Here is a 13,247-nt window from a genome sequence, read left to right on the forward strand (position 1 = left end):
GGTCCTGAATCTTCCGGTAAAACCACACTGACACTGTCCGTGATCGCCCAGGCTCAAAAAGCCGGCGCGACCTGCGCATTCGTCGACGCCGAACACGCCCTCGACCCTGAGTACGCCGGCAAACTGGGCGTCAACGTTGATGACCTGCTGGTTTCCCAGCCGGACACCGGCGAACAGGCTCTGGAAATCACCGACATGCTGGTGCGCTCCAACGCCGTTGACGTGATCATCGTCGACTCCGTGGCTGCACTGGTGCCGAAGGCTGAAATCGAAGGTGAAATGGGTGACATGCACGTGGGCCTGCAAGCCCGACTGATGTCCCAGGCGCTGCGTAAAATCACCGGTAACATCAAGAACGCCAACTGCCTGGTCATCTTCATCAACCAGATCCGCATGAAGATCGGCGTGATGTTCGGTAGCCCGGAAACCACCACATGTGGCATCGCGCTGTATTTCTACGCCTCGGTTCGTCTCGACATCCGCCGTACCGGCGCGGTGAAAGAAGGCGACGAAGTGGTCGGCAGCGAAACTCGCGTCAAGGTTGTGAAGAACAAAGTGGCTTCGCCGTTCCGTCAGGCCGAGTTCCAGATTCTTTACGGCAAAGGCATCTACCTCAACGGCGAGATGATCGATCTGGGCGTGCTGCACGGTTTCGTCGAGAAGTCCGGCGCCTGGTATGCCTACGAAGGCACCAAGATCGGTCAGGGCAAGGCCAACTCGGCCAAGTTCCTGGCAGACAATCCGGAAATCGCCAAGAAGCTCGAGAAGCAACTGCGTGACAAGCTGCTGGCCCCGGCAGCAGACGTCAAGGCTTCGCCGGCCAAGGACAAAGTCGCTGATATGGCTGAGGCCGATGTCGACGTTTGAAGTCTTTAAATGACACTTGTACTCGATACCCTCGTCGCGGTGCGGCGAACGGCCATGGACCTGCTCGCACGTCGCGAGCACGGTCGAGTCGAGCTGACGCGTAAACTTCGTCAGCGCGGCGCTGAGGCGGACATGATCGAAACAGCCCTCGACCGTTTGACGGAAGACGGGCTGCTTTCCGAAGCCCGTTATCTTGAAAGCTTTGTTTCCTACCGAGCCCGTTCCGGTTATGGCCCTCTGCGAATCCGCGAGGAACTGAGCCAGCGTGGTTTGCAACGCGCGGATATCGAACTCGCCCTGCGCGAAAGCGGTATCAATTGGCAGGAGCAACTTCATGAAACCTGGCAACGGAAATTCTCCGGGCATTTGCCGATTGATGCCAGGGAGCGCGCCAAACAAGGCCGGTTCCTGGCGTATCGGGGTTTCTCGATGGAGATGATCAACCGCTTGTTCAGCGGCAGAAGCATCGACGATTAAAACGGTTAAAACGAAACGGCCCGCTATGAAAATAGCGGGCCGTTTTTTTTTTGCCTTCAAATTACCTTTGAGGGCTCTCGACTGCGTTGCGTGGTTTGCGGCTTGGAATCAGCCCAGTTTTCCGGCAAGTTGATGAAGTCGACCAGCTCCCTCAAGCGCCCTTGATTGCGGGCGGTGAAGGCAAAAGCCAATCGCGCCAGATGGCTGAACTGGGCGTCGTCGTGTTCTTCGCCGCTGTAAGCATGTTGATGGAAATGGCCGCTCAAACACAGATCGGCGAAGGCTTCCTGCATATGCTCCAACGCCTGATCGCTGAGCTTGTGATTCATGCGAATCACGAATTGCCCCTTGAGCCAGCGGCTGGAGTGGAAGTTGCTGTAAAACTGGGTGATCTGTTCCACCGCTTCCTCTACGGTGTAGACCAGTCGCATCAGCTTCATGTCAGTCGGCAGGATGTAGCGGTTTTCCTCCAGTTGTTGGCGGATGAAATCCATCGCGCCTTGCCAGAATGTACCGCCCGGTGCATCCAGCAAAACCACCGGAACCAGTGGGCTTTTGCCGGTCTGGATCAGTGTCAGCACCTCCAGTGCTTCATCCAGCGTGCCGAATCCGCCCGGGCATAGCACCAATGCGTCGGCCTCCTTGACGAAGAACAGCTTGCGGGTGAAGAAAAAGTGGAACGGAAGCAGGTTGCCGGTACCGTTCACGGTCGGGTTGGCATGCTGTTCGAAGGGCAGGGTGATGTTGAACCCGAGGCTGTGGTCCCGGCCTGCGCCTTCGTGGGCGGCGGCCATTATGCCGCCACCGGCACCGGTGATCACCATCATGTCGGCGCTCGCCAGTTTCGCGCCGAGTTCTCGGGCAAGTGCATACAGTGGATGCTCGACCGGCGTGCGCGCCGAGCCGAACACGGTGACCTTGCGTCGGCCCTTGAATTGTTCCAGAACCCGAAACGCTTGCTCCAGCTCGCGCAGGGCTTGCAACGTGATCTTGGCGTTCCAGCGGTTGTGGTCTTCCTGGGCCATGCGCAGCACGGTCAGGATCATGTCGCGGTAGATGGGGATGTTCGGACTGTTGGGGGAAACACGGTTGAGTTGTTCTTCGACCTGGCTGATGAGGTCGGGACCGCTTTCCTGAAAATGACGGCTGAGCAGGTCATTCGGTTGGTAAGGCATTCAACGTCTCCTTCTGCACAGAGCGGGTAGCCCTGACGCGCGGCGTCAGGGCTGCGCTGCAAAAAAACACACAATCGGCAGTTCCTTTCCTGCCGCTGACAAATAATCGCGAATACTCTGAATCTAGACCCTTACGCGTGATTGCGCTGACTTGATCTTTGCGCTGCAACGTTGCGGATGGCAATCGCTTGTTGGTTTCCCGGCCGGTGACTTCACCGCTCGTCTGAACATACGCCGGGTTTCGAACCCTCTGATTAACTAACGTACAGGCGCCTTACTACAACTTCGCGTTACTGACCTTAGGCAAGGTGCAAGCTATTCAAGGATTTGTGGGTAGCAAGGAGGCGGGATGTATGGCCAGAGTGATTCTGGAAATCGATACGCAGCTGTATCGGATGTTGAAGGCGTCAGCCGAGACCAACCAAGTGAGTCTCGAAGAGGAGTGCTGCCGAAGGTTGGCAGGCGGGGAGCGTCGTTCGAGTTATCTACAGGCCTTGGTGGCCGAACTGCGCGCCGAGGATGAACAACGGCGCGCCAATTCGCGATGATTATTTCTTTTTCGCCGGAGCAGTTTTCGGGCAATCCGAATCCTGGTAGCTGGCGGCGCCGACAGCCTTGTTGGTTTTCACTTCGGTGAATTCGTAACGCATGATCGCGCCTTTGGCCATCAGCTTGCGGTACGCAGGGTTGTTGCAGACCGATGCCCCCAACTGGAAATACACGGCTTTAGGGTCCGCGCGCATTTTGTCGGCGTGGCTCTTTTGTACGCTCAGGTGGTTGATCAACTGAGTGCCTTCAACGGTGTAGCCCTGATCGAGAATGTCTTCGTTGATTGCCCGTGGCGTGCCGACGCTGCTTTGGGCGGCGACGTTGCGCAGCTCTCTGTTCAGATTCTGCTCACTCAAGGATGCAGCTTGAGCGGTGAAGGACGACGCCAGCAGAATGGCAGCGGTGGGAACGATAAGGCGCAGCATGAAACTCTCCTGGTTCAGTGACTGGTGTTTCGACCAGCCACGTGACTGTGCGTTCAGTGGCGGCGAATTATAGGGGAGCCGGTCTGGACGGTACAGGCTTGTCCCCCTCGCTCTGGTAAACTGCCGGCATTCATTGCCCTGCCGAGTGTTGTTCGTGTCGAGTTTCCCTATTGTGTCGCGCCGCCCGTGATCAAACATGCCCCCAACGCCGTAGCCCGCCTGCGCGATCAGCGCGAGGACGAGGGCATCAAGCCGATTCAGGCCCGAGGCTTTCGCTCCGAGCGCTGCCGCGACTGTCGGGTGATTATCAGCCATTGCCTGTGCGCCTGGCGGCCAAGCGTCGACACCCGCTCGGGTGTGTGCCTGATCATGACTGGCAAGGAAGTGTTCAAACCGAGCAACACCGGTTGGCTGATTGCTGATGTCGTGCGCGATAACCACGCGTTCATCTGGTCACGTACCGAGCCCGACCCGCAGATGTTGGTGCTGCTCAATGACCCGCAATGGCAGCCGTATCTAGTGTTTCCGGGTGAATATGTCGAGCCGTCGCGGGTGACCAACACCGTCGAACTCGATAGCAGTAAGCGCCCGCTGTTTATCCTGCTGGACGCGACCTGGACCGAAGCCCGCAAGATCTTCCGCAAGAGCCCGTACTTCGATCGTTTGCCTATTCTCAGCCTGCTGCCTGACAAGCTGTCTCGCTACCGTTTGCGCCGCTCGACCCGCAGCGAGCACCTGTGCACCGCTGAAGTCGCTGCACTTTGCCTGGAGCTGGCGGGGGACAGCGACGCGGCGTCGGCACTGGACGCCTATTTCGATGTGTTCAGCCAACATTATCTGGGTGCCAAACAGCAATTGGATATGAATGAATCAACGCCGGCCCACGCCGAGTTGCAACCCTTTATACGAAAGCCGCAGGCGGACTTGGCCCAATAGTGGCTCATACTGCCTACAGCGGCGGCCGTGTTGCTTGACCACCCCGTCTTCGCTGGGCATGCTTGGCGCCGATTAGGGTGCGGCCAAGGTTTGAAACGCCGTGTTTGCTGGTTATTGGCGTTGAACGTGCCCCTGTGGATGCCGTTGCAAGCGGCATCTTGAGTTGCTTTGGCCAGACCCGAATGCACCGGGTCTGCCATCAAAAAACAGGATCATTTGAAAAATGGCCACATACGACATCCTGATTGCCGATGATCACCCCCTGTTTCGTAGCGCCCTGCATCAAGCGGTGACGCTGGGCCTTGGCCCGGATGTGCGGCTGGTGGAAGTGGCGAGCATCGCCGAACTGGAAACGCGCCTGACCGAAAAGGCTGACTGGGATCTGGTCCTGCTGGATCTGAACATGCCGGGCGCGTTCGGTTTTTCCGGGTTGGTGATGTTGCGCGGGCAATATCCGCAAATTCCGGTGGTGATGGTCTCGGCTCAGGAAGAAGCCTCGGTGATGGTCAAATCCCGCGAGTTCGGCGCCAGTGGATTTATCCCCAAGTCCAGTGACCTCAGCGTGATTCAGGAAGCCGTGCGCAAAGTGCTCGATGGCGATGTGTTCTGGCCACCGCAAGCTTTTGAAGCGGTCAGCGTCTCTGACGAAGCCAAAGCCGCCAGCGATGGCTTGGCCAGCCTGACACCGCAGCAGTTCCGCGTATTGACCATGGTCTGCGAAGGCCTGTTGAACAAGCAGATTGCCTATGAGTTGAGTGTGTCGGAAGCGACCATCAAGGCCCATGTCACGGCGATCTTTCGCAAGCTGAATGTGCGTACCCGAACGCAGGCAGCATTGCTTCTGCAACAACTTGAGTCAATTCCGAGCCAATAATGGCTGGCGCGTTCACGCTTTTTTGACTTTTGTTGATCTAGCTTTCCCACTCCTTTTTGGTTGGTTTCTACTTTATGTCACCTTTCAAGGGCCAGACTGGCCTGAAACGCATCCTTAACGCCTCCGGTTACTCACTGGATGGTCTACGTGCAGCCTTCACCGGCGAAGCGGCGTTCCGCCAACTGGTGCTGCTCAATGTGGTGCTGGTTCCACTGACGTTCTTCCTGAACGTGAGCCGTGTTGAACAGGCGCTGTTGATCGCCGTGTGCCTGCTGGCGCTGATCGTCGAACTGCTGAACTCGGCAGTGGAAGCGGCCATCGACCGCATCTCGCTGGAGCTGCACCCACTGTCCAAAAACGCCAAGGACATGGGCAGCGCCGCGCAATTTGTCGCGCTGAGCATGATCGCTCTGGTGTGGGCAGTGATTCTGCTTTAAGCGATCGTCGGCAAGACGATCTCGTCGCTGCGCTGGACCCCTGCGGTGAAAGCGCGGCACAGCTCGAGAAACTCGCGCATGGCCGAGGTCTGGTATTTCTGTTTGTGCCAGATGAAGTAGAACTGTCGCGCCAGATCCAGATCCGGCGTTTCCACCGCCACCAGACTGCCGCGCCGGAACGCATCACGCAGCGCGAGCCGTGAGATGCAGCCAATCCCCAGCCCCGATTCCACTGCACGTTTGATCGCTTCGGTGTGTTCCAGCTCCAGACGGATATTCAGCGCACTGCGATGGTGACGCATGGCCTGATCAAAGGTCAGGCGCGTGCCGGAGCCTTGTTCGCGCAGAATCCACGCCTCGTGCGTCAACTCTTCCATGGTCGCGCTGCCGCGTTTGGCCAGTGGATGCTGCGGCGCGCAGAACACCACCAGCTCATCCTCGACCCAGCTCTGCACTTCGATGTCCGGATGGCTACAATCGCCTTCGATTAGACCCAGATCAATTTCGTAGTGAGCGACCTGTTGCACGATATTGGCGGTGTTCTGTACGTGCAGCTTCACCTGACTTTCCGGGTGGCGTTGCATGAAGCTGCCGATCAGCAGGGTCGCCAGGTAATTGCCGATGGTCAGCGTCGCACCGACGGCCAGTGAGCCGAAACCGGACTTGCCGTTGAGCAGGTCTTCGATTTCCTTGGCCTGATCGAGCAGGGCCACCGCTTGCGGCAACAGCTGTTTGCCGAGGGCGTTGAGGCTCAGCCGTTTGCCGGCGCGGTCGAACAGCTGGCAGCTGGACTGGCGCTCCAGTTCGGTGATCGAGGTGCTCGCGGCCGACTGTGAGAGGTTGAGCAGACCCGCAGCACGGGACACGCTTTCCTGCTGGGCGACGGCGACGAAGACTTGCAGTTGACGGAGAGTAAATCGCATATCGATATAACCGATAACCCTTATCTTAATAATCCAGTTAACAGATATTGTCGTCGCTATTAGAATGCGATGCAATTGCGCACATTCGGCCTGCCCTCGTTGGCCTCAAGACACGCGCAGACCCAATATCCAGGAGTCAAACGTACATGAGCAACATGAACCACGAGCGTGTCCTCAGTGTTCATCACTGGAACGATACCCTGTTCAGCTTCAAGTGCACCCGCGACCCGGGCCTGCGCTTCGAGAACGGGCAGTTCGTGATGATCGGCCTGCAACAGCCAAACGGCCGCCCGCTTATGCGCGCTTACTCGATCGCCAGCCCGAACTGGGAAGAGCATCTGGAGTTCTTCAGCATCAAGGTGCCTGATGGCCCGCTGACTTCGCAGTTGCAGCACCTGAAGGAAGGCGACGAGATCATCATCAGCAAAAAGCCTACGGGCACGCTGGTGCTGGATGACCTGAAGCCTGGCAAACACCTTTACCTGCTCAGCACCGGCACCGGTCTGGCGCCGTTCATGAGCGTGATTCAGGATCCTGAAACCTACGAGCGTTTCGAAAAAGTGATCCTGTGCCACGGTGTTCGCTACGTCAATGAAGTCGCCTACCGCGAATTCATCACCGAGCATCTGCCGCAGAACGAATTCTTCGGCGAAGCGCTGCGCGACAAGCTGATCTACTACCCAACCGTGACCCGCGAGCCGTTCGAGAATGAAGGTCGCCTGACTGATCTGATGCGCAGCGGCAAGCTGTTTAGCGACATCGGCCTGCCGCCGATCAACCCACAGGACGACCGCGCCATGCTGTGCGGCAGCCCGAGCATGCTCGACGAGACCAGCGAAGTGTTGAACAGCTTCGGGCTGAAAGTCTCGCCGCGGATGCGCGAGCCGGGTGATTACCTGATCGAGCGTGCGTTCGTCGAGAAGTAAGCACCAGCCTATGTGGGAGCGAGCTTGCTCGCGAATGCGGTTTACCAGCTCCATTTATGGAGACTGACACAACGCCTTCGCGAGCAAGCTCGCTCCCACAGTGGGTTTTTAGTGTGGCAGTAAAAACCCGCGTTGCCTGAGAAGGCAGCGCGGGCTTTTCCGTTTTCGGGTTTCAGGTGTTGGCGGGGATGACTTCGAGGACGCGAATCTGCTCGGGCACAGGGTAATGCCAGCGCACGTCCAGATCCCAGAATTGCGCGCCGTATTCACGTTCCGGCGCTGGCGTTTGATACGCCGGGCGTGGATCCTGCGCCAAACATTGTTCGATCAACTCAACCAATGGCTCGGCCAGGCGCTGTGCGTGTGTGTGCGCTTGTTGCAGGGCTGTGTCCGTCCACTGCACGTCAATCAGTTGCGGCGCGGCGCTGGCGATGCTGTTGGAGGCGCCGGGGATGATGTCGGCGTAAGGCACGTAGGGTTTGATGTCGAGAATCGGCGTGCCGTCGAGCAAGTCAATGCCGGAGATAAACAGGCGATTGGCTTCGACCTTGTCCAGTTTCACCACGGATTGGCCAATGCCATTCGGGCGGTGAGTGGCGCGGGTGGCGAACACGCCCATGGATTTGTTGCCGCCGAGCCGGGGAGGGCGCACTTTCAGGCGCGGTTTGTCTTCTAAAGCCTGGTGGAACAGGAACAGCAGCCAGACATGACTGACCTGCTCCAGACCCTGCACCGCCTCACCCTGATCGAACGGCGCCACCAGTTCCAGCACGCCACGGGCGGCGGGTGCCAATTGCGGTTGGCGCGGGATGGCGAACTTCTCCTTGAAGCAGGAGTGGACGAAGCCGATGGGGGAAACGCTGTAGGTCATGGTTTGAGGTCGGAAGCGGGATCAGGGCGGGCATGATAACCCTTCCATGGTCATGATCGTCGCTGCCTGTGCCGGCCTCTTCGCGAGCAAGCTCGCTCCCACAAGGAATCTTCGGTAAATACAGAACTCCCGTACGCCGATAAACCTGTGGGAGCGAGCTTGCTCGCGAATGCCGCGCCGCCGATCTCAGAGGCTGAACCCACCATCCAGAGGAATAATATTCCCGGTCATATACGCCCCTGCCGTACTCGCCAGGCTGATCGCCAGCGCCGCCATCTCTTCCTCTCGCCCCCAGCGTTTCATCGGAATCAGCGCCGTGTCTTCGGCCAATGCCTGCTCATCGTTGCCAATATGCTGGGTCATCTTGCTCGGAAACCTGCCCGGTGCGATCACGTTGACGTTGATGTGCTGGCTCACCAGTTCGCGTGCCAGAATCCGCGACAACTGATGCAGGGCGGCCTTGCTCGGTCCATAGGCATAGGCTTGCTCGCCGAAGGAAGAAATCCCCGCTACCGAACCGATATTGATGATCCGCGCCGGATTCGCCGCTGAGCCGGCCTTGCGCAACAGCGGCAGAAACTGCTGGATGCAACTGAATACCGACGTCACGTTGAGCTGCATGACTTTCTCCCAGCCCTTGACCGGGTAGCTCTCCAGCGGCGCGCCCCAGGTGGTGCCGGCGTTGTTCACCAGAATATCCAGATGAGTGATCTGCTCGGCCAATCGTGCGGCCAATTCCTGAACGCCTTCTTCAGTCGCCAGATTCGCCGCCACGCCATGACAGGTGCCCAGCGCGCCGAGTTCTTCGGCCGTTTGATGACAGGCTTCGGCGTCGCGGGCGCAGACGAAAACGCGGGCGCCGGCCTCGACGAAAGCCTTGGCGATCATTTTGCCGATACCACGGGTGCCACCGGTCACCAGAGCGGTGCGGCCTTGCAGGGAAAAGTACGGGTGCATGGCAAATCCTGAGTGCTAGGGATCAATACACCCTAGTCGTCAGCCGCGAAAAGCGGAGCCACTATTTTTGCGAGGAATGAGGATGCATACAGCCGAGCTTCAAGCCGCCGCCCGGGCGGCTCAAGGCTGGCGGGGCTTACTGCGGGCGAACGCGCAGGGTCAGGCCCTTGAGGAAGTTGCGCAGCAATTGATCGCCGCACGGGCGATAGTTGGTGTGACCAACCTTGCGGAACAGCGCGCTCAGCTCAGGTTTGGACACCGGGAACTCGGCAGCCTTGAGGATGGCGTGCATGTCGTCTTCTTTCAGTTCGAAGGCCACGCGCAGCTTTTTCAGGATGATGTTGTTGGTGACCGGCAGTTCGATTGGCTGCGGCGGACGGCTTTCGTCCTTGCCGCGCTTGAAGATCACCAGACCGTCAAGGAAGTGCGCGATGACTTCGTCCGGGCAGCGCACGAAGCCTTCTTCGTCTTCTTCTTTCTTGTCGAGGTATTTCACCAGGTCGTCGAGGGCGATTTCCATGCCGCCGGTCTTGGTGATTTCGATGACTTTCTTGTCGCTGATGTCGAGCATGTAGCGCACGCTGCGCAATACGTCGTTATGAATCATGTGGGCAATCCTGATCTTTCGCTGTGGGCATCGCGCGGGGCGCTGCCGAAAATGTGGGGCGGCAAAACAGAGTCGTCAGAACTTCTCTTTGCCGGACATGTAGCGCCATTGGCCGACGGGCACCTTGCCGATGGACACGCCGCCAATGCGGATGCGGCGCACGCTGATAACCTTCAAGCCAACGGCCTGGCAGAGCTGGGCAATGATCCCCGGCTGCGGGTTTTTCATGGCGAAGCGCAGGCGGTTTTCGTTCTGCCAGCTGGCTTTGACCGCCGGCAACTCCTTGCCCTTGTGGGTGAGGCCGTGCGTCAAGCGGTTGAGGCCGTGAGCGACCATATCGCCCTCTACTTCAACCACGTATTCCTGCTCGATCTTGGCGGAGTCGGCGGTGAGCTTGCGCAGGATTTTCCAGTCTTGGGTGAATACCAGCAGACCGCTGGCATTGGCCTGCAGGTCGGCGCTGGTGCTCAGACGCAGGAAATGCCCGCGCAACGGGCGTTTGCCGTAGCGGTGCTCTTCGCTCAGGGTTTCGGCGCTGATCAACTGCATAGCGCTGTCGGTATCGATGCCGGCCGGGACGTTGAGCAGAATAGTGACTGGCTCAGGCGCGCTGGCCTTGGCGTCCTTGTCGAGCTCGACCTTTTGGCCTTCGACCTTGAATTGCGGCTCGTCGATGACTTCGCCGTCCACGGTGACCCAGCCGCCCTCGATGAACAGCTCGGCCTCCCGGCGGGAGCAACCGACCAGTTCGATGAGGCGTTTGGAGAGGCGAATCGGGTCAGTCATGACAGGGCCGTAACAAAAAAGGGGTGGGCATTGTACCTGTCTGGCGCCGGTTAAGCCCGGTTCCATTTACAGGGTGTTCGCATTACTTGTGGGAGCTATGTTGTGTCAGCCGTTGCCTGATCGTTGCTGGGGTTGGCGCAAACGCATATGCAGCAACGGATATGGCTGGCCCATGCCATCGACCTCCGAGCGTCCTATCACTTCGAAACCCTGCTTGAAGTAAAACCCCAGCGCCTGCGGGTTCTGTTCGTTGACGTCCAGTTCATCGGCGTTCAGGTGCTCCATGGCGTAACACAATAATCGCTTGCCCAGGCCCTGACCGCGATGCGCGGGGTCAATAAACAGCATCTCGATTTTGCCCGCTGCAACACCGGCAAACCCGGTGATGCGCTGGTGGCTGTCCTTGGTGCAGATCAGCATCACCGCGTCGAGGTAGCGGGTTAGCACCAGTTTGCGCAGCAGCTCGATATAGCTGTCCGGCAGAAAATCATGGGTTGCGCGGACCGAGGCCTCCCAGACCCGGGTCAGTTCCTGATAGTCGCTGAGTTTCGGCGTGTGGATGACCGAATGGTGACGCATGCCCGATAGCCTCTTTATCTGGTGTGATGGGAGTCCTTCCCCCCACAAACGATAGCCGTAAAAAAGCCCCGCATCTTCCATAAAAGAGCGGGGCTTTGGGTATTTTTGTCGAGGGGTACGGCTTGGCAGATTCATCGCTGGCGAGAATTACCCCCTCACCCCAGCCCTCTCCCCAAGGGGGCGAGGGGGAAAGGGAGCCGATCTTCGTGCTTTTCAAAACTGAGTTCGACACGATAATTCAGGTCGATGTACTCCGAAAATACACCTCGGTCCGTCCCCTCTCCCTCTGGGAGAGGGCTAGGGTGAGGGGCTTTTGACGTTCAGATCAGATCAGATCTGCTCAGCCCACAAATCGTATTCGTCAGCATCAGTCACTTTGCACCAGACCTTGTCGCCCGGCTTGAGGTTGCTGCCGTTGTCGATGAACACGTTGCCGTCGATTTCCGGGGCATCGAAGAAGCAGCGGCCGACCGCGCCTTGCTCGTCGACTTCGTCCACCAGCACTTCGATTTCGCGGCCGATGCGCAGTTGCAGGCGCGCCGAGCTGATGGCTTGCTGGTGTGCCATGAAGCGATCCCAGCGATCCTGCTTGACGTCGTCCGGCACGATGTCCAGATCCAGGTCATTGGCCGGTGCGCCTTCAACCGGCGAATACTGGAAGCAGCCGACGCGGTCGAGCTGGGCTTCGGTCAGCCAGTTCAGCAGGTACTGGAAGTCTTCCTCGGTTTCGCCCGGGAAGCCAACAATGAAAGTCGAGCGGATGATCAGGTCCGGGCAGATTTCACGCCAGTTCTTGATGCGCGCCAGGGTCTTGTCTTCGAACGCCGGGCGTTTCATCGACTTCAACACTTTCGGGCTGGCGTGCTGGAACGGGATGTCCAGGTACGGCAGGATCTTGCCGGCGGCCATCAGCGGGATCAGCTCGTCGACGTGCGGGTACGGGTAGACGTAGTGCAGACGCACCCAGACGCCCAGTGTGCTCAGCGCTTCGCAGAGTTCGGTCATGCGGGTTTTTACCGGCGCGCCGTTCCAGAAGCCGGTGCGGTATTTCACGTCAACACCGTAAGCGCTGGTGTCCTGGGAGATCACCAACAGCTCTTTGACGCCGGATTTGACCAGACGCTGGGCTTCGTCGAGCACATCACCCACTGGACGGCTGACCAGTTTGCCGCGCATCGAGGGGATGATGCAGAAGCTGCAGCTGTGGTTGCAGCCTTCGGAAATCTTCAGGTAGGCGTAGTGGCGCGGGGTCAGCTTGATGCCTTGCGGCGGCACCAGATCGATCAGCGGGTTGTGATCTTTACGCGGCGGCACGACCTGGTGCACGGCGTTGACCACTTGCTCGTACTGCTGCGGACCGGTCACGGCCAGCACGCTCGGGTGCACCTTGCGGATGTTGCCCTCTTCCACGCCCATGCAGCCGGTGACGATGACTTTGCCGTTTTCCTTGATCGCTTCGCCGATCACTTCCAGCGATTCGGCCTTGGCCGAGTCGATAAAGCCGCAGGTGTTGACCACCACGACGTCGGCGTCCTGATAAGTGGACACCACGTCATAGCCTTCCATGCGCAGCTGGGTCAGGATCCGTTCGGAGTCGACCAGAGCTTTCGGGCAACCCAGGGATACGAAACCAACCTTGGGATTGGCTGGCGCAGGAGTGGTGGACATGTCTAACCTCGGTATTTTGTGACATCGATTGCCTGACGCGGGAATCGACGGATGGGCGCTTAGGGCGCGCCTCTGATCAAAAAGTGCGCAATTCTATCGGTGGACAGCGCACTTGACCAGCTTTATGCCGGGAAATACGACGAGTGCTGCGCTATGCTTCGGGCCGTTGCGCTTTACTGAATTTTTACAG

The 13,247-nt window shown here is 58.7% G+C and carries 16 protein-coding genes; 7 read left to right on the plus strand and 9 right to left on the minus strand.

Going from position 1 to position 13,247, the window contains the following annotated elements:
• A partial coding sequence (gene recA / locus ACIQVE_RS17090) for a recombinase RecA (protein WP_402810375.1) occupies positions 1–867 on the plus strand: 867 nt, incomplete at its 5' end.
• Between the two features lie 9 nt (positions 868–876).
• Entirely contained in the window at positions 877–1,344 is a 468-nt protein-coding gene (recX, locus tag ACIQVE_RS17095) for a recombination regulator RecX (protein WP_402810377.1), read from the plus strand.
• Positions 1,345–1,400: 56 nt separating this feature from the next.
• Here recX and ACIQVE_RS17100 read toward each other — a convergent pair whose 3' ends face one another.
• A complete protein-coding gene (locus ACIQVE_RS17100) occupies positions 1,401–2,519 on the minus strand; it encodes a TIGR00730 family Rossman fold protein (RefSeq protein WP_402810379.1) in 1,119 nt (372 codons plus the stop codon).
• Between the two features lie 353 nt (positions 2,520–2,872).
• Here ACIQVE_RS17100 and ACIQVE_RS17105 point away from each other — a divergent pair, with 353 nt between their 5' ends.
• Positions 2,873–3,067 (plus strand): hypothetical protein, encoded by a 195-nt coding sequence (locus tag ACIQVE_RS17105; RefSeq protein WP_402810380.1) that lies wholly within the window; start codon positions 2,873–2,875, stop codon positions 3,065–3,067.
• Here the strand turns inward: ACIQVE_RS17105 and ACIQVE_RS17110 are convergent, their stop codons facing one another.
• Complete coding sequence (locus ACIQVE_RS17110) at positions 3,068–3,493, minus strand: PA3611 family quorum-sensing-regulated virulence factor (RefSeq protein WP_402810381.1); 426 nt, start codon at positions 3,491–3,493, stop codon at positions 3,068–3,070.
• Positions 3,494–3,682: 189 nt separating this feature from the next.
• Between ACIQVE_RS17110 and ACIQVE_RS17115 the strand changes: the two genes are divergently transcribed.
• The 3 genes from ACIQVE_RS17115 (at position 3,683) to ACIQVE_RS17125 (ending at position 5,740) form a co-directional block, all read left to right on the plus strand.
• Positions 3,683–4,429: a tRNA-uridine aminocarboxypropyltransferase gene (locus ACIQVE_RS17115; protein ID WP_402810408.1), complete on the plus strand. Its 747-nt coding sequence runs from the start codon at positions 3,683–3,685 to the stop codon at positions 4,427–4,429.
• Positions 4,430–4,652: 223 nt separating this feature from the next.
• On the plus strand, positions 4,653–5,303 hold the full coding sequence (erdR, locus tag ACIQVE_RS17120) for a response regulator transcription factor ErdR (protein WP_095050444.1): 651 nt from the start codon (positions 4,653–4,655) through the stop codon (positions 5,301–5,303).
• Between the two features lie 74 nt (positions 5,304–5,377).
• Entirely contained in the window at positions 5,378–5,740 is a 363-nt protein-coding gene (locus tag ACIQVE_RS17125; RefSeq protein ID WP_042557932.1) for a diacylglycerol kinase, read from the plus strand.
• On the opposite strand, the gene ACIQVE_RS17130 is transcribed toward ACIQVE_RS17125, so the two are convergent.
• Positions 5,737–6,663, minus strand: a complete 927-nt coding sequence (locus tag ACIQVE_RS17130) for a LysR family transcriptional regulator (RefSeq protein ID WP_402810384.1) — start codon at positions 6,661–6,663, stop codon at positions 5,737–5,739. The two genes, ACIQVE_RS17125 and ACIQVE_RS17130, sit on opposite strands and share 4 nt — an antisense overlap.
• 146 nt (positions 6,664–6,809) lie before the next feature.
• Here ACIQVE_RS17130 and fpr point away from each other — a divergent pair, with 146 nt between their 5' ends.
• The gene (gene fpr / locus ACIQVE_RS17135) at positions 6,810–7,589 is read left to right on the plus strand and encodes a ferredoxin-NADP reductase (protein ID WP_003443014.1); all 780 of its coding nucleotides are present in this window, start codon (positions 6,810–6,812) and stop codon (positions 7,587–7,589) included.
• A 172-nt stretch (positions 7,590–7,761) separates the two neighbouring features.
• On the opposite strand, the gene tsaA is transcribed toward fpr, so the two are convergent.
• From tsaA to rimO, 6 genes are all read right to left on the minus strand, one after another.
• Positions 7,762–8,460, minus strand: coding sequence for a tRNA (N6-threonylcarbamoyladenosine(37)-N6)-methyltransferase TrmO (gene tsaA, locus ACIQVE_RS17140; protein ID WP_402810386.1), 699 nt, complete (start codon positions 8,458–8,460; stop codon positions 7,762–7,764).
• 186 nt (positions 8,461–8,646) lie between these two features.
• Positions 8,647–9,417 (minus strand): SDR family oxidoreductase, encoded by a 771-nt coding sequence (locus ACIQVE_RS17145; protein WP_150597642.1) that lies wholly within the window; start codon positions 9,415–9,417, stop codon positions 8,647–8,649.
• Between the two features lie 136 nt (positions 9,418–9,553).
• A complete protein-coding gene (locus ACIQVE_RS17150) occupies positions 9,554–10,024 on the minus strand; it encodes a DUF1456 family protein (RefSeq protein ID WP_402810387.1) in 471 nt (156 codons plus the stop codon).
• 75 nt (positions 10,025–10,099) lie between these two features.
• Complete coding sequence (locus tag ACIQVE_RS17155; protein ID WP_402810388.1) at positions 10,100–10,810, minus strand: rRNA pseudouridine synthase; 711 nt, start codon at positions 10,808–10,810, stop codon at positions 10,100–10,102.
• A 105-nt stretch (positions 10,811–10,915) separates the two neighbouring features.
• Positions 10,916–11,389, minus strand: coding sequence for a GNAT family N-acetyltransferase (locus ACIQVE_RS17160; protein ID WP_402810389.1), 474 nt, complete (start codon positions 11,387–11,389; stop codon positions 10,916–10,918).
• Positions 11,390–11,719: 330 nt separating this feature from the next.
• Complete coding sequence (rimO, locus tag ACIQVE_RS17165; protein ID WP_402810391.1) at positions 11,720–13,057, minus strand: 30S ribosomal protein S12 methylthiotransferase RimO; 1,338 nt, start codon at positions 13,055–13,057, stop codon at positions 11,720–11,722.
• Between the last annotated feature and the right edge of the window lie 190 nt (positions 13,058–13,247).

It is taken from the genome of Pseudomonas sp. NPDC098747 (assembly GCF_044760045.1).
Classification (GTDB): domain Bacteria; phylum Pseudomonadota; class Gammaproteobacteria; order Pseudomonadales; family Pseudomonadaceae; genus Aquipseudomonas.